At 63.4% G+C, this 17661-nt stretch carries 15 protein-coding genes; 3 read left to right on the top strand and 12 right to left on the bottom strand.

From position 1 onward, the window contains the following. Positions 1–218 precede the first annotated feature (218 nt). The 10 genes from ACFSNN_RS14755 to ACFSNN_RS14710 all read right to left on the bottom strand — a co-directional run bounded on the left by ACFSNN_RS14755 (position 219) and on the right by ACFSNN_RS14710 (position 13522). Complete coding sequence (locus tag ACFSNN_RS14755) at positions 219–3125, bottom strand: two-partner secretion domain-containing protein (RefSeq protein ID WP_134457313.1); 2907 nt, start codon at positions 3123–3125, stop codon at positions 219–221. A 52-nt stretch (positions 3126–3177) separates the two neighbouring features. Then, on the bottom strand, positions 3178–4890 hold the full coding sequence (locus tag ACFSNN_RS14750) for a ShlB/FhaC/HecB family hemolysin secretion/activation protein (RefSeq protein ID WP_134457312.1): 1713 nt from the start codon (positions 4888–4890) through the stop codon (positions 3178–3180). A 122-nt stretch (positions 4891–5012) separates the two neighbouring features. Beyond that, positions 5013–5972, bottom strand: a complete 960-nt coding sequence (locus ACFSNN_RS14745) for an ion channel (protein ID WP_134457311.1) — start codon at positions 5970–5972, stop codon at positions 5013–5015. Positions 5973–6298: 326 nt separating this feature from the next. Continuing rightward, positions 6299–6544, bottom strand: coding sequence for a hypothetical protein (locus ACFSNN_RS14740; protein ID WP_012431489.1), 246 nt, complete (start codon positions 6542–6544; stop codon positions 6299–6301). A gap of 80 nt (positions 6545–6624) precedes the next feature. Continuing rightward, on the bottom strand, positions 6625–6855 hold the full coding sequence (locus ACFSNN_RS14735) for a hypothetical protein (protein ID WP_012431490.1): 231 nt from the start codon (positions 6853–6855) through the stop codon (positions 6625–6627). Positions 6856–6974: 119 nt separating this feature from the next. Then, positions 6975–7892, bottom strand: coding sequence for a carbohydrate kinase family protein (locus tag ACFSNN_RS14730; RefSeq protein ID WP_134457310.1), 918 nt, complete (start codon positions 7890–7892; stop codon positions 6975–6977). Continuing rightward, positions 7889–9172 carry an AGE family epimerase/isomerase gene (locus ACFSNN_RS14725; protein WP_134457309.1) on the bottom strand — a complete coding sequence of 428 codons (1284 nt, stop codon included), beginning with the start codon at positions 9170–9172 and terminating at the stop codon, positions 7889–7891. The genes ACFSNN_RS14730 and ACFSNN_RS14725 overlap by 4 nt, the downstream gene beginning before the upstream one ends. After that, entirely contained in the window at positions 9169–10155 is a 987-nt protein-coding gene (locus ACFSNN_RS14720; RefSeq protein ID WP_012431493.1) for a LacI family DNA-binding transcriptional regulator, read from the bottom strand. Before ACFSNN_RS14720 ends, ACFSNN_RS14725 begins: the two co-directional genes overlap by 4 nt. A gap of 196 nt (positions 10156–10351) precedes the next feature. Beyond that, complete coding sequence (locus ACFSNN_RS14715; protein ID WP_134457308.1) at positions 10352–12202, bottom strand: EAL domain-containing protein; 1851 nt, start codon at positions 12200–12202, stop codon at positions 10352–10354. Positions 12203–12493: 291 nt separating this feature from the next. Then, a complete protein-coding gene (locus ACFSNN_RS14710; RefSeq protein WP_134457307.1) occupies positions 12494–13522 on the bottom strand; it encodes a bile acid:sodium symporter family protein in 1029 nt (342 codons plus the stop codon). Positions 13523–14106: 584 nt separating this feature from the next. Between ACFSNN_RS14710 and ACFSNN_RS14705 the strand changes: the two genes are divergently transcribed. Next, entirely contained in the window at positions 14107–14652 is a 546-nt protein-coding gene (locus tag ACFSNN_RS14705) for a hypothetical protein (RefSeq protein ID WP_134457306.1), read from the top strand. 363 nt (positions 14653–15015) lie between these two features. Here ACFSNN_RS14705 and ACFSNN_RS14700 read toward each other — a convergent pair whose 3' ends face one another. Next, positions 15016–15228 carry a hypothetical protein gene (locus ACFSNN_RS14700; RefSeq protein WP_134457305.1) on the bottom strand — a complete coding sequence of 71 codons (213 nt, stop codon included), beginning with the start codon at positions 15226–15228 and terminating at the stop codon, positions 15016–15018. Between the two features lie 124 nt (positions 15229–15352). Between ACFSNN_RS14700 and ACFSNN_RS14695 the strand changes: the two genes are divergently transcribed. Next, a complete protein-coding gene (locus tag ACFSNN_RS14695; RefSeq protein ID WP_134457304.1) occupies positions 15353–16438 on the top strand; it encodes a porin in 1086 nt (361 codons plus the stop codon). Here ACFSNN_RS14695 and ACFSNN_RS14690 read toward each other — a convergent pair. Continuing rightward, positions 16435–16662: a hypothetical protein gene (locus tag ACFSNN_RS14690; protein ID WP_134457303.1), complete on the bottom strand. Its 228-nt coding sequence runs from the start codon at positions 16660–16662 to the stop codon at positions 16435–16437. The two genes, ACFSNN_RS14695 and ACFSNN_RS14690, sit on opposite strands and share 4 nt — an antisense overlap. Here ACFSNN_RS14690 and ACFSNN_RS14685 point away from each other — a divergent pair. Next, positions 16643–17581, top strand: a complete 939-nt coding sequence (locus ACFSNN_RS14685) for a LysR family transcriptional regulator (protein WP_134457302.1) — start codon at positions 16643–16645, stop codon at positions 17579–17581. The two genes, ACFSNN_RS14690 and ACFSNN_RS14685, sit on opposite strands and share 20 nt — an antisense overlap. Positions 17582–17661: the final 80 nt, after the last annotated feature.

Raw genomic sequence — 17661 nt, 5'->3', positions numbered from 1 at the left:
CAATGGGAGAGAATTTTTTCTACTTTGACCGGGCAGTTGCGAGTGGGCGCGAAGACCCGCGCGTTTGAATGAAGTTTTGAGATGGATCTGCTGCGCAAAGGGCGGATTCGGGTAAGCCCTGGTGTGGTTGGCGCGTTCTTGAGCGGCTCCAAAGCATTACGGGCGCCGGGACGCATTGCTGCGTGCCGGCGCCCGGGATGCCTGGTTAAAGAAACTGCTTAGCCCGGCATGACAATTTGCGCATAGAAGTAGCCGTCCTGACCATAGAAACCGTTGTACTTGGCAAGATCAGGCGCGTGCGGATCCATGCGAACATAGCCGGGACGCGGATCGAAGGTCGTCGGCGTCGGCGTCGGCGTCGGCCTCGGCGTCGGCCTCGGCGTCGGATTGACCGGCGGGATGAAGCCGCCGTTGTTGCGGCCGTTATCGCCGACGACACGAATATCCGCGGAGATCGGCGCCGAGATCGCGCCGCCGACATTCGACATCGACCCCGCCGTGCCGCGCACCGCCGTTTGCGACGTGATCGAGCCGTGGTCGTTCGTCAACTTGCCGCCGACGTCTATCTGCCCATCACGCCCTGCGGCGATCGTGCCGCCCGTATTGTCGAGGTCGCCGCGCGTATTGATCGACATCGCGTCGCCCGACGACAGCTTGCCCTCCAAGTTGGCGATCGTGCTGACCTGTACGGACAGCGTGCCCTTCACCGCCTCGATGCTGCCGTTGCTGTTGTTCAGCGTCGCCCCGCCAATCTGCACGTTGTTCTGTGCGCTCAGCGTGCCGTTCGCGCCGTTCGTGAACGTGTTCATCGCGTTGAGGCGGGCGTCGCCGTTCGAACTCAGCGTGCCGGTGTTTTCCACGTTGTCCGCGCGAATGTCGAGAAACTGGCCGGCGCTCACGGTCGCGTTCTGGTTCGTGACGGTGCCGCCGTTTAGCGTCACCGTGCCACCGTTCACGCTGCCACCCGACAGCATCACATTGGTGGACGCCAGCGTTGCCTGCGTCGTCGCGTCGATCGTGCCGGTATTCTTCAACGACTGGTCAGCGTTCATGCGGAGATTGGCCGCCGATATCTCGCCGCTGTTCAGCACCGAACCGCGCGTTGACAGGTTCATGAGATCACCGGCCGTGAGGGTGCCGCGATTGGTCAAGCTCATGGCAGCGTTGGCGTCGACCGAGCGCGTGCCGGCGATCAGGCCGTCGTTTGTCACGTTGCCACCGCTGATCTGGACGCTATCGCGCGCAGTCAGCGTGCCGTTCGCGCCGTTGGCGAACGTGTCCGACGCGCTGACATAGGCAGCGCCGCCCGAACTCAGTGTGCCTGCGTTGTCGACGCGGTCTGCGTTGATATTGAGGAATTGGCTCGCGTTCACCGCCTGGCTCTGGTTCGTGACGGTGCCGCCGTTTAGCGTCACCGTGCCACCGTTCACGCTGCCACCCGATAGCATCACGTTGTTGGACGCCAGCGTTGCCTGCATCGTCGCGTCGATCGTGCCGGTATTCGTCAACGACTGGTCAGCGGACACGCGGAGATTGGCCGCCAATATCTTGCCGCTGTTCAGCAGCGAACCGCGCGTTGACAGGTTTATGGAATCACCGGCCGTAAGAGTGCCGCGATTGGTCAAGGTCATGCCACCGCGGGCGTCGACCGAGCGCGTGCTGGTGATCAGGCCGTCGTTTGTCACGCTGCCACCGCTGATCTGAACGCCGTCCCGCGCAGTCAGCGTGCCGTTCGCGCCGTTGGCGAACGTGTCCGCCGCGTTGACATAGGCAGAGCCGCCCGAACTCAGTGTGCCAGCGTTGTCGATGCGGTCTGCGTTGATATTGAGGAATCGGCTCGCGTTCACCGCGTTGCTCTGGTTCGTGATGGTGCCGCCCCTCAAGGTCACATTCGCACTGTTCACGCCGCTAGCGGCCGCAAGCGTCACACTGTCGCCCGCCAGTTCCGCCTGTTGCGCAGCTTCGACTGTGCCGGTGTTAATCAGCGACCGGTCACCGCCCATGCGCACGCCGTTCGCGGCGACTTTGCCCGCGTTCGACAGCGTGTTGGCGATCAGGTTCATGTTGTCGGCCGTGATCGTGCCGCGATTGGCGAGAGCCTGAGTAGCATAAACGTCCAGGCTGCCATTGGCGGCGATGGAGCCGTCGTTCGTCACGTTCGCGCCGTTGATCGCAACGGTGCCTGCCGCCTTGATGCTCGCGGGCACAGCGATCGTGACGTCGCCGTTGGCACCGACGCTCAGGTTGCCGGTCAGTGAAGTCAGCGTGCCGTTGTCGCGCACGCCGACACCCGCTTCGGTACCGATCAGACGCACGGCGCCGTCGCCGTACATGCTTCCGAGCGACTGCACATCGATCGCCACCTGCGGAGCGCTGCCCGTGCCGGCTTGAGCGAGCGCGGACTTCGACGCGTAATTGACGCGATTGGCGCCGGCAATTGCATCGATCGATTTGCCTTGCACCTTGCCGTTGATCGTGATCGCACGCGCGATCAGATCGACCGCGCTCGTCGAGCCGTTCAGCCCGCCGCCGTCCACAGCAAGCGTGCCTTGCTTCACGTCGATCGTATCCAGCGAGCCGTCGCTTTTCAGCGTCGGCGTGCCGGTCGCCAGCGTGACGCGCGGCGCGTTCAGGAAGCCGCAGCCCGAGCACGTGATGCCTGCCGGATTGGCGAGCACGAGATTGGCACTGTTGCCGGCAATCTCAGTGGTGCCGAGCAATTGCGACTGCGCGCCCGACGTGACCTGCATCAGGACCAGTTTCGCGCCCTGCCTGCCGAGCACTGAGTTTGCCTGAACCGTCCCGCCGACCTGCGTCTGCGCGGCCTGCGTGGCGTTGTTGATGATCACGCCGCCCGTGCCGACGTTGTAGTCCGAGAAGCGATTGCTCGACACACCCGCCGCATTGGGCGCAACGATATTGACGACCTGGGTGCCGTTGCTCGATGTGCCGATCGTCGGGCGCGTGGCCGCGCCCGCATCGGGGGTAATGGTCAGCTTTGCCTGTGCGCTCGCGACAAGCGGCTGCATGCCGAATGCACACAACGCGGCAAATGCGCTGGCGCGTGCGGCGAACCAGACCGTCCGGCCCTTGCCGTCAGTAATACGAGGAGGAGTTTTCCGCATGTTTTTTTTCTCTGAGATAACTAAGATACTGCTAACAAAAGGGGAAGCCCTTTCAGATCAGAGTGCTGATCTGCACAAGCACGGTGGGCGAACGACTTGGGAAACCGTTCGGCTTATGGAGCGGCCAGCCGACAGAGACGTCATAGTTGACGCCGGCCGACAGGCGGTTCTTCGGCGCGAGGCTGCCTTTGACGCCCGCCACCATTCCCACCAGGGTGTTACCCGCCAGGTATCGCGTCGTCGGCCCGTTTACGCGACCGGCGTCGAGCCCCGCGTATAAGGCTTGCACGCCGTAGGACGTCGGCGCGTACCAGTCGAGTTCGTTCGATACGGTCCAGCCACTTTCGGCGGCAAGCGTCGCCTGCTGGTCGAAGCCGCGCACCGCGTAGCGGGTACCGATCGTAAAGTAGTCGGGCGCTGTCACCCGTGTGCGCGCGTTCTGCCTGTTCCAGACGAATTGATAGGAGAACGGCTGATTGGCGAGGCGAAAGGGCGCCTGCACGGCAAGAGACGCTGTTTCGAGCTGCTCGCGCCCGTTGAACGTGTCGTCGCCGACCACGTAGCCGGGCTGGCGAGAAATGCCCGGCAGCGTGTCGCGCCAGCCGAGCGACGCGTCCACCTGCACACGGCCGAAATAATGGCGATGCGACGCGCCGACTTCGTAGCCGTACACGTCGCGATCCTGCACGCCGATCCATGTGTCGTTCACGTAGTTGTGATTCAACGCGCGATAGAAGCGCGCGCGCAGTTCGGTGCGCGATGTCGCGCCACGCTGCACGATGCCGGAGAGCCTGATGCCTGCACCTTTCTGCTCGCCGGTGAACTGCGCGACGGCCGTCGGTAGCGCCTGCGTCTGCAGATAGCTTGCGCGGTATGCGTCGAGGGTGAGCATCGCGTAGCCGAACGGCACGCTGTACGAAGCGCTCGCCTGATTCGCGCCTTTGCCCGGTGCGCCGAAGTTCGCGTTCGTGAGGCCGGAAACCTGCAGTTGATCGTACTGATGGAACGGCGAATCGATGGAGAGCGCGCCGAACAGTTCGTTCTTGCCAGTGGCATCCTGGCCCGCGTTGTCGTAGCCGGCCATGACGTGCCAGCGGCGTCCGGTGCCGGCATGCAGTACGACATCGGATTCGCCTTCTGCTTGCCCCGGCGCGATGTCGAACCGCGCATCCGCCTGCGAGGGCAAGCGCCGGATGTTTTCCAGCGCCTGATCGATTGCGCGCTGGTTCAACATAGCGCCTTGGCCCGACGGCAAAGCACGAGCGACATCGCCGATCGTATCGCCTTCACTGCGAATGGCGCCGATGCGGCCAGGCACGACATCGAGCTGCAAAGTGCCCGACGACAGCGACTGCTCGGGCACTGTGACGCGCGTAGTGACATAGCCGTACTCGATAAGCTTATTGGCGACGCTGTCCTGGACGATCTTCAGGCCGTCGGCGCCGACGCACTGGCCCTCGACCACTTCGACCAGATGGTCGATGGCGCGAAACGGATTATTCGTAATCCGGACTTTGCTGATCTCGAAGCACGGCGACTGCGCAGGCAAATGCGCGAGATCGGCAGTTTCCTCACGCGACGCGTCCTCGCGCAGCACGTTGCCGAGCGTGCCGTTGGTCGCAGTCGCTTCGAGGCGCTGCTGTTGTGCGCGCAGTGTGTCGCTGCCCGGTAAAACATTGATCAGCGACGCGTCGCCTTGGGCAAGCGACGGCAGGCTGTACAGCGCGAGAGAGGCGGCGGCGAGTGCGGTTTTGCTGTGCTGCATTGCGTCGTGGTGGCCATACGAAGCGGCGCAGCATAGGCTGTATGCTTTTAGAAATCCAGCAAAAGCATTTTGAAATCCTTATCTCTTTTTTGTTTTTTCTCTTCTTAACACTTGCGCCGTTTTTATGGACGAATGTGCGTTGCCACGGGCGCCTCGTCGAGCGGCGCGATCTCGTTGAAATGCGCATAGTCGATATGGCTCACGCCGTCTTTCTCGGTCATGATGTCGACGAAACGGTGCTGCCAGTAGATCTGATCGCACGACCACGTGTGGCGCGCCTGCATGGTTTGCGAGGTCGACTCGTCGACGCCTTCGAGTGTGAGCAGCAGCAACACGCCACGGTCCCTGAGTGTTTCGGCGGTCTCGCCGAACAGCGGGCTGGTTTCGTCGACGATATGCATGACCGTCCAGCCCAGCTTGAACACCGGGTGTTGATCGCGAACCAGCGTCAGGTCGTAGAGTTTGCGCAAGGTGAAACCTTCGAGCGTGGTCTCCGTACGCAGTATGCGCAGCCGTGCGCGGGCTTCGGCGATCACGTTGCGGCGTGCATTGGCCGAGCGCACCATGAGCGTCATCCGGCCGTCGAGCGGCCTGATCACCGCGTAACGGGCAAAGATGATCTTGGCGTGGGGACGAGAGAAGCGCGCGAAAATGAGCCCCGTTGCCAGCGCGATGCTGGACATGCCGACGAAAATTTCCAGCGTGGCGATCCAGTGCGCGTAGACGGTTTGCGGATGCATGTCGCCATATCCGACCGTGGCGAGCGTCTCGACGCTGAAGAAAAACGCGCCGCCAAAACCGGCTGGAAACTGATTGGCGATCGGCGTGTCGCCCACCATGTAGAGCGCGGCAAACGTAGTGTTGAGCAGCAGGAACAAGACCGCGAGCGATACAAAAAAAACCGGCCAGCGAACCATGAGGGCGCGGTGGTAGAGGTCCTGCCAGAGCGGTGTCGGCGTGCCATGCTCGATGACCACGCGATCGTCCAGACGGAATTCGCGGCTGCCTACCGGGCGGCGCGTCGATGCGCGTGCTTCGGCGTCGCCGAAGCCTGAAGGACGGTCTGATGGTTCAGTCGCCATCGCGGGCTCGTGGAAGTTGAATCGGCCAGAGCGTAGCACGCCGCCTTCGCCGTAAAAGCCGATTTTGAGCTTGCCGTGCAGTTGGGCAAATGTGAGTTATTGCCGCGTGGCCGGTGTGTGTCCGCTGTGTTCCGCCGCGCGTTCCGTCCTGCGCCTGCCGCGTATCGCAGCGGATCGCCGCCGATATGCGCGGGCGAACGAACGACACGCCGTGGCTCGGCGTGAACGGCAGTGCATGCAAGCAAGCCGGCTGGCGTCGTCAACTTACGTTGCACACAGACGCCGCCGGCGCCAAAGAAACGCGGCGCCGTTCGCGCGCTTCAAACTTACGGAAACGCTCGCGGTTTGGGAATGCCGGCACCGTGTTCGATATCGTCGACGGCTTGCTGATGAGCCGCCGCGACCGCTTCGGTTTCGTCGCCGTAGCCGTTGTCGCCGCCTACCGTCGTCCAGGATTTGACGGCTTTCTCGCGATGGCGGATCTCGTATTCCGCGTCCCAGCGGGCACCGTTGAGTTCGAGCGGGCGGACGTGAATCGAATACACGCCGTAGAGAAAGAGCTGTTCAGCCATGACCGCCTCCGGCCGGTTGGTTCAGGATGGCGCAGCGCGATTGCAAACGAAAACGTGAAAGACGCGGCGCCGGTTGCTGCCTAAAGTTCGATTTCTCCGAGGATGCGATGAGCAAGCGCTTTGGCTTCCTCGAGCGCTTCTTCCGGCGTCGACGAAGTGGCCTCGACTTCGTAGAGCGTGGTTTCCTGATCGGCGGTGGCATCGCCTTCGTCGCGCGAGAGGGTGACCACGCCCTGCCAGGTGTCTTTTTCTACTTCTCTTGTCGAGGCAGTGGCCGTGTAAATGCCTTTGGTGTAGGTGATGTCGTCCATGGCGTCTCTCCATCTTCCAAAGGTTTCGGTTTTTTCATCCTAGCACGATGATGGAGCTTCCGTTCTCCGTCCGACGGCGTTCCATTCAGTGACAATGCGCGCCGCACAAGGCAACAGAATTACAGCAGCGCGACCACCTCATCGAGCGACGGCGCGTGCGCGCCGGCATGCCGGCAGGCGGCCGCGCCGGCGGCCAGCGCGAACGCCAGATGCTCCGGCCATGCGCGCTGCGGCGCGGTCATCAGGCTGAACAGCAAGCCGCCGATCGACGCATCGCCCGCGCCGACCGTATCGACCACCTCGACGCGCGGCGGCTGCGCCTCGGTCACCATGGCGCCGTCGATCAGCACGGCGGTTCCCGGTCCGCGCGTCACCAGCACGGTTGCCGCTGGATTCATGGCCCGCAACTGCGCAAGCGCGCCGGCTTCGTCGTCGGTCTTGAAGATCAGGCGCAAGTCTTCGTCGGACACCTTGATCAGATCGGCGAGCGCGGCCATTTTTCGCAACGTGGGTTCGTAGCCGTGCTCCATCAGATTGCGGTAGTTCGGATCGAAACTGATCTTCACGCCTTGCGAACGCAACTCGGCCGCGAGCGTGGCGAGCGTGTTGCCGATGGGCTGCCGCACGAGGCTGATACAACCGAAATGCGCCCATTTCACCTGACCCATCCAGCCCGCCGGCAGTTGTGCCGGATCGAAGGCGAGATCGGCGCTGTTCTCGCCCATGAAGAAGTACGCGGGCGGATGCGTCTGATGGACGATCGCCAGCAAGGGCGGCCGCTCCACGCGCTGCATGAAGCGCATGTCGAGCCCGGCCGCGACGCTTGCGTTCCACAACTCATCCGAGAAGTTATCGACGCCTAACGACCCTGCGCAAGCCGTCGGCAGACCGAGCCGCGCGACGCAGCGCGCCACGTTCCAGCCGGCGCCGCCGGGACGCGAAAGCCATTGTGACGCGCCGGTGCGAACGAGATCGGTGAGGATGTCGCCGGCCGAGACGAAGAAGGGAAATTCGTGGTTCGCGCTCTGATTGCTCATTTTGTTTGCTCCGCGGATTCGGGCGCAGCGGCGGCCCCGTCGGGCAGCGCGTGGGCCAGTACTTCGTAGCACGCGCCCATGGTGTGATAGTCGGTCTTGCCGGCCGGGCTCTTTTCGTCGCTGTATTTGCGGTTGTCGCAGGTGAGGATGCGATACCACGCGCCATACTTGTGATCGACGAAATGCGCCCAGCTATAGCGCCAGATCTCGTCGTACCAGTCCCAGAACCGTTCGTTGCCGGTGCGCTTGCCGAGCAGCGCGGCCGTCGCGAAGGTTTCCGCCTGGACCCAGAAATACTTGTCGTGGTCGCACACGGTGCCGTCGGGGCCGAAACCGTAGTAGAGGCCGCCGTGGTCTTCGTCCCACGCGTGGGTCATGGCGGCGTCGAACAGTTCGATGGCGCGCGGCAGCAGCCACGGCAACGGACGGAAGCGTTCGAGAATCAGCAGCAGTTTCGCCCATTCGGTTTGATGCCCCGGCTGAAAGCCCCACGGGCGGAAGATGTTCGAGCTGTCTTCCTCGTTGTAGTGCCAGTCGACCGACCAGTCCGCGTGAAAGTGCTCCCACACCAGACCCTGCGACAGCTTCGCCTGGCGCAGCGTGATATTCGACGCCACCCGCTCCGCGCGATCCAGATAGACGAGATGCCGGGTCGCTTCGTGCGCGGCGAGCAGCGCCTCGGTGGTGTGCATGTTCGCGTTCTGGCCACGGTACGAACTGACCCGCCAGTCCGGCGACGCTTCGTCGGCGTAGAGGCCCGCGGCGGCGTCCCAGAAGCGGTGTTCCATCAGCTCGAAGGTCGCGCCGATCATCGGCTTGGCTTCTTCGATGCCGGCCATCGCCGCATGCGAATAAGCGAGCAGGACGAACGCGAGGCCGTAGCAGTGGCGCGTCGCGTCAAGCGTGCGCTTCTTGCCGTCGTGCCATTCGATCTCCCAGTCGTAGCCTTCGTGCTGGGCGTCCCAATGCGCTTCGCGCAGGAACCGCAAACCGTGGCGCGCGTATTCCAGATGCTGCGGGTCGCCGAACTGGCGATACGCCATCGCGTAGTTGAAGACGTAGCGGCAGCTGCTCACCAGGTGCCGCGTGGTTTTGTCGTAGACCGAACCGTCGTCGCGGAAGAAATGGAAAAAGCCGCCGCTCGGGTCGAACACGTTCGGCGCGTAGAAACGCAGCGTGTCCTGGACATGTGAGAGCAGAAAGTCGCGCGAGCGGAAGCTCTCGACGGGCGGCGCCGCGGCGGCGCCGTTAGCGGGGTGAAGCGGATCGGATTGCGTCATGGCATTTTCACCAAAGTACTGGCACGGGCAATGAGATGGACGGGCAAACGGACTTCCAGTTCGGCGGGTGCGTCTTCGAGCAGCAGCTCGACGCCGCGCCGGCCGAGCGCTTCCTTGTCGACCGAGATGGTCGACAGCGGCGGCGTGGCATGGGCGGCGGCGGGAATGTCGTCGAAACCGATGATGGCAATGTCCTCGGGCACGCGTAGTCCGCGTGCGAGGCACGCGCGCAGCGCGGCGAGCGCGGCGGCGTCGTTGTAGGCGAACACGGCGTCCGGGCGCGGACCCGGCGCGTCGAGCAATTGATGCATGGCGCGCGCGGCGCCGCTGTCGGGGTCGAGGCCGGCGTCGATCGTTACTTCGAGCGACGGGTCGAACAGCAAGCCTGCCTCGAAGAACGCGCGCCGATAGCCGAGCGCGCGCTGCGCGATGCTGAAGTGCGCGAGCGAGCCGCCGATGAACGCGACGCGCTTGCGCTGCTGCTCGAACAGATGCCGCATGGCGAGCGTGGCGCCCGCGGCGTTGTCGAGATTCACCGAGCGCATGCCGGGTGCCCACAGGTCGATCAGCACGAGCGGGCGCTGCATGGCCACCAGCGTGGTCAACGTTTCCGGCTCGACGAAACCGGCGATCGCCACCGCGTCCGGCGCATGCAGGCGCATCTGCTGGATCACGTCTTCGGTGGGACCGGCGGTCAGCACGGACGGCACGATACCGCGCTCGCGACAGGCATCTTCCACGCCGTGCAGCACGTGCGAGAAGAACGGACTGACGGCGAAATTATTGTGCTGACGGTGCAGCAGAAACGTCAGACGGCGGATGCGCGGGCGCAACTGGGCAGCGTCATACCCGAGCTTGCGCGCCGCTTCGACGACGCGCTCGCGGGTGGCCTCGGAAAGGCCGGGCTGGTTTTTCAGTGCGCGTGAGACGGTGCCGATCGACACGCTGGCCGCGCGGGCGACGTCGCGGATGGTTGTGGCCATCGAATCAGGCGGACGCGCAAAGGCGGCCGCACGGTGTTTGAGTTCGGGCGATTGTATAGTAAAACCGCGCTAAAACCGCCCGAAAAACCCTCGCTCGACACCCGGAAATACCCGTAGGCGTGGGAGTTGGCCCGAAATATGCTGTTTAGTAAAAATAGCTAAACAATGTCCGGCGCGTGATCTGGACGCCGCTCCTTCACTCCAGCGAAACGTGAGCGGCTTCGGCCTGTCCACGCAACAAGGCCACGCTTTCGTCGGCGTCGATCAGCACGAAACCGCTCGTCTCGTGCTTCGCGCGCCGCTTGGCCAGCGCCGCCACCGAGGCAATTTCCTCGCTGCTATAGAGCGACGGACCGCCGGCGGGTTCGACGCAAACGCAGCCGATCGCCATCGTCACGAAACCGAAGAAAGTCGGATTGCCGCGCCGGTCCTCACCGTGAATGCCGCCGGCGAGGCGATCGGCCGGCGCGTAAAAGCGTTGCGCGCCTTCGTTGAACACGTGGATCGCGCGCAGCACGCGCTCGCGCCAGTCGTCGCTCTGGAACAGGATCAGGAAGTCGTCGCCGCCCACGTGGCCGAGAAAGTCGCGAGTGGGGTCGCAGACGTCGGCGAGGACCACGGCGGCGAATTTCAGAACTTCGTCGCCTTGCCAGTAGCCGTACTGGTCGTTGAACGGCTTGAAGTGGTTCAGGTCGACGTAGCACGCGTAGAAGCCGGCGTCGTTGCCGAGCAGGCGGGCAATATGCGAACTGATCGGGATGTTGCCCGGCAGGAAGGTCAGCGGATTTGCGTAGCGCGCGGCTTCGATGCGCACCTCGGTCACCGCGCGCACGAGCTTCTCGCCGGTGCCGAGGCCGACGTATTTGCCGTTGTCGGTGATGACGAAGCCATCGGCGAGATAGCGCTGATCGTCGCTTGCGAGGAGCTTGGCCATCTGCTCGACGGTCATCGATTTCTCGATCACAACCGGCGATGCATTGGCGAAAAGCAGGCAAGGGCGCTTGCCGAATAGCTCGCGGTGATACGGCAGCGCGTAGCGGTCCATGAAGCTGCGGCGGTTGATCAGCGCGACCGGCTCGTCGTGTTCGACGACCGCGACCGCGTGCAGGTCGGGCAGGCGGTTGAACAGTTCAAGCACGTCGTTGTTGGTCGCCTGGCGCGGCAGCGCCGGCGCATGCACCAGCATTTTTTCCGATGCCATGCCGCCCGAAGGCGACGCGCTGCTCACCGCGCGCGTGGTCTCGGGGAACACGGCGATGTGGCCGGCGCGCAGCGCGTCGCGGGCGTCGTCGGTCACCTGACGGGCCGGCTGCGCGTGCGGACGGCCGAAGAAAAAGCCCTGCCCGCAGCCAATCCCCATGTCTCGCACCACGATCAGATCCGCTTCGTTTTCAATACCCTCGGCGACGAGCCGCGCGCCGCTCGCGCTGGCGAAGTGCTGCATCGCGCGCACCGCCTCGAACTTGAGCGGGTCGCAGGCAATGTCGTGAATGAAGAAGCGGTCGATCTTTACGACGTCCGGTTGCAGCCGCACCCACAAGCTCATGCTGGCGTTCGCGGTGCCGTAGTCGTCGAGCGCGAATTGCGCGCCGGTTGTGCGCAATGTCGTGATCACCGGCAGGAAACTGCCTACATCCAGAATCGTGCTTTGTTCGGTCAACTCGACCACGATCCGTTGCGGATCGACGCCGCGATGACGCAGCAGCGCGAGCGTGTCGTCGCGCGCCTCGGCCAACTGGCGCATCGCGCCCGCACTGAAATTCAAAAACAGCTTGCCGTCGAAGTCGAGCTGCGCGAACGCTTCGATGCAGGTGCGCGCGGCGGCGCGTTCGAGCTCGATCGTGCAGCCCTCGGCGAGCGCCTGCGCAAACAAGGCGAACGGCGCTTCGAGCGGCGTGCCGGCCGGGCCGCGGATCAGACCTTCATAGCCGAGGATCGCGCCGTCTTCAAAATCGATGATCGGCTGGAACACGGCGGACAGCTCACGCCGGGCGATCAACTCCTCGACGCGCGGCGCGGCGGATCGGGAGGGCGAGCGAGGTTGCATGGCGGGTAGGCGTAGCGTTCGACCTTCGGCTTATCGGCCGGGCTTGCCTGGAATTAAGTGAAGTTTTAATGAACCGTTGCACCGGACTGGTGCGGTGGTTGACTCGGTCGAGTCATTCTGAACGCTGGCTCTGTCCGGCTTGGCGTTACCAGGAATCGGCTTATGCCATCCGGCTGAGGCGACAGCGGCGGCGTTTCCGCGTGAAATAACAAAAAAGCCGCGCGAGGCGGCTTCTTTAAATGACGCTCAGGGAGGGCGCTTATGAATGTCCTGTTTGCATTGCGCGCATATTCACCGACGGGCAACGGCGGCGGCGGTCCGCTCGCGCGAAGCCGCGTGGGTCTCGCCGCTCGTGTCGCGGGCGCCCCAGCGCTGCGCGAGCGCGGCGCACACCATCAACTGGATCTGGTGGAACAGCATCAGCGGCAAGACGACGGCGCCCACCGCATGCGAGGCGAAGATCACCTTGGCCATCGGCACGCCGGCGGCGAGACTCTTCTTCGACCCGCAGAAGATGATGGTGATCTGGTCAGCACGGCTAAAGCCGAGCCGCTTGCTGACGAATACCGTCATCGCGAGAGCCAGCGCGAGCAGCACGACGCACAGCAGCAGCAGACCGCCGAGCGCGGAGAGCGGAATCTGATGCCACAGGCCTTCGTTGACGGCCTCGCTGAACGCGCCGTACACCACCAGCAGAATCGACCCCTGGTCGACGAATTTGAGCACGCCGCGATTGCGCTCGATCCACTTGCCGATCAGCGGGCGCAGCAACTGCCCGGCCACAAACGGCACCAGCAGTTGCAGCACGATGTTGCCTACCGTATGCCACGGCGAAGCGCCGCCGCCGGCCGCCTGATTGGTGACGACGAGGCTGACGAGCGCCGGGGTGATGAAGATGCCGAGCAGGCTCGAGGCCGACGCGCTGCATACGGCAGCCGGTACATTGCCTTTGGCGATGGACGTAAACGCGATCGACGACTGAACCGTAGACGGCAGCGTGCAGAGGAAGAGGACCCCCGCATAGAGCGCCGGCGTGACAAGTGGCGAAAGGAGCGGTTTAAGCGCGAGGCCGAGCAGCGGAAAGAGCGCGAACGTGCTGAGCAGCACTACAAGATGCAGGCGCCAATGCGTCGCGCCCGCAATGATCGCTTCGCGTGAGAGCTTGGCGCCGTGCAGGAAAAACAGCAGGCCGACTGCCACGTTCGTCACCCAGTTGAACCCGACGGCGGCCTGCCCATGAACCGGCAGCAAGCTGGCAAAAATCACGGTGCCAACGAGGCACAGGGTGAAGTTGTCGGGAAGCAGTTTCGGGCGAGCCATGTCGGAATCTCGATTCGGTGACGCGGAAGAGCGCGCGCGGTGACGCACAAGAGCGCGCGGGACGTGCGCGTGAAACCGCCGTCCCAGCCTATGGGAAACCGCTATTGTTGTTGATTTTCGATTAAATATGCAAATTCATTTGCCGAATTGATTAATGAGGGTTGTGCATCAAAAAACGTGTTTCCGGAAAATTCGGACAGCGCGATGATTCACGTTTCAGTATTGGTGACGTGATCCGTTTGGTCCATCCAGTTTTGACAATCATGGCGAAAACCCATACGCGATTCGTCATACACAAGAGCGCTTAAACGGACTCTCCAAGTCATTGAAAGCAAGCGGTTTCAGGGTTTTCACGCAAGGCCTCTGTCGCGGAAAAACGTCGCAGTAACAAGGTGTTACATCCGAGTCCGAGGCCTAACACTTTTTGGCTCGACACCCTTTGTCCGCACCCATAAATTACGGTTCAAAGGCCGTCGGGATAACCGGCGCCGCGATGTTCTCGCAGCGCTCGTGCCATTCCAAAACAAGTCCGTCGCAGCTCGAACGGCGGGCTTCAGGCAAGTCTTCGGGCGTGAGAGTCACTGGTGGACGGGTTGTCGAGAACGAGGCACTGGGCGTTGGGCGCGGTCATCGCTGCGCTGTGCTCGTTCGCCTATGCGAAAGCGCCAGGCGTGCCGCACGGCGGCGGTGGCGGTTATTCGCATGCCGAAGCGAATCACGCCGTGCGCGGCGAAATGCAAAACGGCGGCCGCTACTACGGCGGGGCCGCAGCAGCATCCGCGCGCAATGCCGTGGCCGATCGTAACGCGCGTCTGCCCCGTGGCGGAGCGAACTTCGCGGGCGGAGCTTACGCCGACGGTTTCGACGTCTACAAGCCTGGCGTGCGCCGTGTCGCGGGCCCGGCCGGATACGCAGGCGACGGTCGCGGCAGCATGCAGTATGCCGGCGCGATCACCCCGGTCAGTGCGGAGTCGCGCACGGTGCCGCGGCCGCCGGCCAATGCGCCGGTTCGTACCGGCTCGATTCGCGCCGATATCGCCCGTTACAACGAAGAACGCGGTTCGCAGCGCGCCATGCAGCGCCAGTCCGACGACCCGCGCCAATCGGAAGGCTCACCTTACCGGAACTAGCCGATCGCGCTGAGTGCGCTGTGCGTTGCGGTTGTTGCGTGAGCAACCAGTGTTTGCCGTTTAGGCTGCGCAAGCACACATCTGTTTTTATCTCCCTGACGCTTCGACATTGTTCTGGCGCCCGCACTTGGGTATCCGACCACGCCCTTATGCATGCCTCATCGCAAGCCGCATGCGAGGCGACTCTGCCCATTTCGTCCTCCCAAATTCTCATCGGCTAGCCCCGCCGTACCAGCTCGCCTGCCTTTCAAACCGCTTGACGGCGGCCTTCCGCCTCGCCTTCACCCCTAACGCCCGCGGTCAATGTGACGTTTCGACGCCACACTTTTTTGAAAACGCTCGGCAGCACACCCTCTCCCATCGTCAAATTTGGTCGTTTCTGCGGCGGCGCGTCATCCGCATGTCATCTGAGGCGTTATCAACCCGTCCGCTGCAATGTGAGCACCGCTTTGCGCGCTGCGGCAAAACTTGCGGCGTCACGGCGAACGCGCCATCGGCCATGGCTTTATCAGGCCGATATGCGACAAAACTAATCAGACCGATATACCGGCAATAACCAACGATATTTTTGTCCATAAAAATGGTCCGCAAAGATGGTCCCGCCCAGATTGGCTCGATGATCGAACGGACAACAACAATGATTCGCGCGAGCTCCCCCTTTCGCACAGCCACACCCTTTTTGACAAAGACAGGAGAACCCATGAAAACAAGCATCAGCGGTGCGCTGAAGACCACCCTCAAGGCAACCGCGTGTGCCGCTCTGCTGGCCAGTGCATCGTCTGCTTTTGCGCAATCGAGCGTGCAACTCTACGGTCAGGTCGACGAATGGGTCGGCGCGCAGAAATTCCCGGGCGGCAAGACCGCGGTGCAGGTCTCGGGCGGCGGCATGTCGACTTCGTACTGGGGCTTGAAAGGGGCGGAGGATCTGGGCAACGGCTACAAGGCGATCTTCGCGTTGGAAGGGTTCTTCCTGGCGCAAAACGGCCAGTATGGCCGCTTCACGGGCGACACGATGTTCTCGCGTAACGCGTACGTCGGTATCGAATCGCCCTACGGTACGGTCACGGCCGGCCGTCTGACGACGCCGCTGTTCGTGTCGACGATTCTGTTCAACCCGTTCGTCGACTCGTACCAGTTCTCGCCGATGGTCTGGCACACGTACCTGGGCCTCGGCACGTTCCCGACCTACTCGACGGATCAGGGCGTTACCGGCGATTCGGGTTGGAGCAACGCGGTGTCGTACGCGTCGCCGAACTTCAACGGCTTGAGCGCGACGGCCATGTACGCGCTCGGCAACACCACCGAGAACGGCGCGAAGAAGTGGAGCGGCCAGGTGCTGTACTTCCACGGCCCGTTCGCGGCCACGGCGGTGTATCAGTACGTGAACTTCAACAATGTGCCGAGCGACCTCGGCAGCTTCGGCACGTCGGGCGTGCCCGGCCTGAAGAGCCAGAGCGTCGCGCAAGTCGGCGTGTCGTACGACCTGAAGTTCGTGAAGTTCTTCGGCCAGTACATGTACACGTACAACGACCAGCAGGTCACGAGCTGGCACGTGAACACGGCGCAAGGCGGCGCGACGGTGCCGTTCGGCCCGGGCTCGGTGATGGCGTCGTATGCTTACTCGCGCGACGGCGGCGGCTTCGATCAGACCCGTCAGACGGCAGCGGTCGGCTACGACTATCCGCTGTCCAAGCGCACGGACATCTACGCCGCCTACATGTACGACCATATCTCCAACCTGTCGAGCGGCAACACCTACGGCGTCGGCCTGCGCGCGAAGTTCTAAGCTTCACGGCCGCGCCGCTCGACACCTGCTTGCAGGCTTCCTGTAGCGGCCGCATCAGTTTGATCTCCAAGCCCGTCTTCTTCGGAAGGCGGGTTTTTTTGCTTCTGCGCCTCGGTATTCCTGCCCTTGGAAGCCGTTTTGCCGACCAGTCTTTGATAAACCCGGCAAAATGACGTCGATTGATTCCCAAAGCGAGCGATTGAGATGGATACCCTCGTCAGCATGAAAGTGTTCCGCCATGTGGTCGAAGTCGGCAGCTTTGTCGGCGCGGCTGAGCGGATGGAGATGTCGGCGGCCATGGCGAGCAAGCACGTGATGCACCTCGAACAGCAGCTCGGCGCGCGACTGTTGAACCGCACCACACGGCGGGTCGCGCCGACCGAAGCGGGCCGCGAGTACTACGAGCGCCTGAGCCAGGTGCTCACCGAACTCGAGGAGGCCGAGCAGGTGGTCGGCGCGGCGAGCGTCGTGCCGCAGGGGCGCTTGCGCGTGTCGTCGCTGTCGGCGTTCGGCTTGAGCCACGTGATGGCCGCGGTGGCCGACTACGCCGCGCAGTATCCGCAGGTCACCGTCGATATGACCTTGTCGGACCGCGTGGTCGAATTGATCGACGAGGGTTTCGATGTCGCGATCCGCGCGTCGCCGAGCGGGCTGAAGTCTTCTTCACTGATCGCGCGGCAGATCGCGACCGCGCACCTCGTGCTGTGCGCGTCGCCGGCGTATCTGAAGCGGCACGGCACGCCGAAGACCGTCGCCGATCTGGCGCGCCACAACTATCTGCAATACGCGGGCGTGTCGGCGCTCGAAATCGCGCCCGCCACCGGCGACGCCTCGCCGCGCGTGCGTCTGACGGGGAATCTGATCGTCAATCATCTGGAAGCGCAGCGCGTGATCGTGCTGCAAGGCGCGGGCATCGCGATGCTCGGCACCGAAGTGATCGGCGACGATCTCGCCGCGGGGCGTCTCGTGCCGCTGCTGGTGGACGACGTACCGCCGCGCGAGCTGCCCATTCACGTGGTCTACGCGAGCCGCCGGCATCTGTCGGCCAAGGTGCGCTCGTTTGTCGACTTTCTCGCCGAGCGGTTCGCGAACGAATCGCTGTGGCCGTCGCTGGAAGAGATCAAGGCGTTGGCGGTGCGCTAGGCCGCCCAGGCTACCGCGGCACCCTGACCCGTTTCGCTATACTGGTTGCCAGCACCCATACGCGTAACGATCCGGGGGAG

This window comes from Paraburkholderia dipogonis, from assembly GCF_042680985.1.
In the GTDB taxonomy this organism is placed as follows: Bacteria; Pseudomonadota; Gammaproteobacteria; order Burkholderiales; family Burkholderiaceae; genus Paraburkholderia; species Paraburkholderia phytofirmans.
This window is presented reverse-complemented; position numbering and strand designations above follow the sequence as displayed.

What these genes read in the sequence shown, in the direction of transcription:
- ACFSNN_RS14755 (WP_134457313.1), bottom strand. Translation starts at nt 3,125, where the DNA reads ATGCGGAAAACTCCTCCTCGTATTACTGACGGCAAGGGCCGGACGGTC.
- ACFSNN_RS14750 (WP_134457312.1), bottom strand. Translation starts at nt 4,890, where the DNA reads ATGCAGCACAGCAAAACCGCACTCGCCGCCGCCTCTCTCGCGCTGTAC.
- ACFSNN_RS14745 (WP_134457311.1), bottom strand. Translation starts at nt 5,972, where the DNA reads ATGGCGACTGAACCATCAGACCGTCCTTCAGGCTTCGGCGACGCCGAA.
- ACFSNN_RS14740 (WP_012431489.1), bottom strand. Translation starts at nt 6,544, where the DNA reads ATGGCTGAACAGCTCTTTCTCTACGGCGTGTATTCGATTCACGTCCGC.
- ACFSNN_RS14735 (WP_012431490.1), bottom strand. Translation starts at nt 6,855, where the DNA reads ATGGACGACATCACCTACACCAAAGGCATTTACACGGCCACTGCCTCG.
- ACFSNN_RS14730 (WP_134457310.1), bottom strand. Translation starts at nt 7,892, where the DNA reads ATGAGCAATCAGAGCGCGAACCACGAATTTCCCTTCTTCGTCTCGGCC.
- ACFSNN_RS14725 (WP_134457309.1), bottom strand. Translation starts at nt 9,172, where the DNA reads ATGACGCAATCCGATCCGCTTCACCCCGCTAACGGCGCCGCCGCGGCG.
- ACFSNN_RS14720 (WP_012431493.1), bottom strand. Translation starts at nt 10,155, where the DNA reads ATGGCCACAACCATCCGCGACGTCGCCCGCGCGGCCAGCGTGTCGATC.
- ACFSNN_RS14715 (WP_134457308.1), bottom strand. Translation starts at nt 12,202, where the DNA reads ATGCAACCTCGCTCGCCCTCCCGATCCGCCGCGCCGCGCGTCGAGGAG.
- ACFSNN_RS14710 (WP_134457307.1), bottom strand. Translation starts at nt 13,522, where the DNA reads ATGGCTCGCCCGAAACTGCTTCCCGACAACTTCACCCTGTGCCTCGTT.
- ACFSNN_RS14700 (WP_134457305.1), bottom strand. Translation starts at nt 15,228, where the DNA reads ATGGACAAAAATATCGTTGGTTATTGCCGGTATATCGGTCTGATTAGT.
- ACFSNN_RS14695 (WP_134457304.1), top strand. Translation starts at nt 15,353, where the DNA reads ATGAAAACAAGCATCAGCGGTGCGCTGAAGACCACCCTCAAGGCAACC.
- ACFSNN_RS14685 (WP_134457302.1), top strand. Translation starts at nt 16,643, where the DNA reads ATGGATACCCTCGTCAGCATGAAAGTGTTCCGCCATGTGGTCGAAGTC.
- ACFSNN_RS14690 (WP_134457303.1), bottom strand. Translation starts at nt 16,662, where the DNA reads ATGCTGACGAGGGTATCCATCTCAATCGCTCGCTTTGGGAATCAATCG.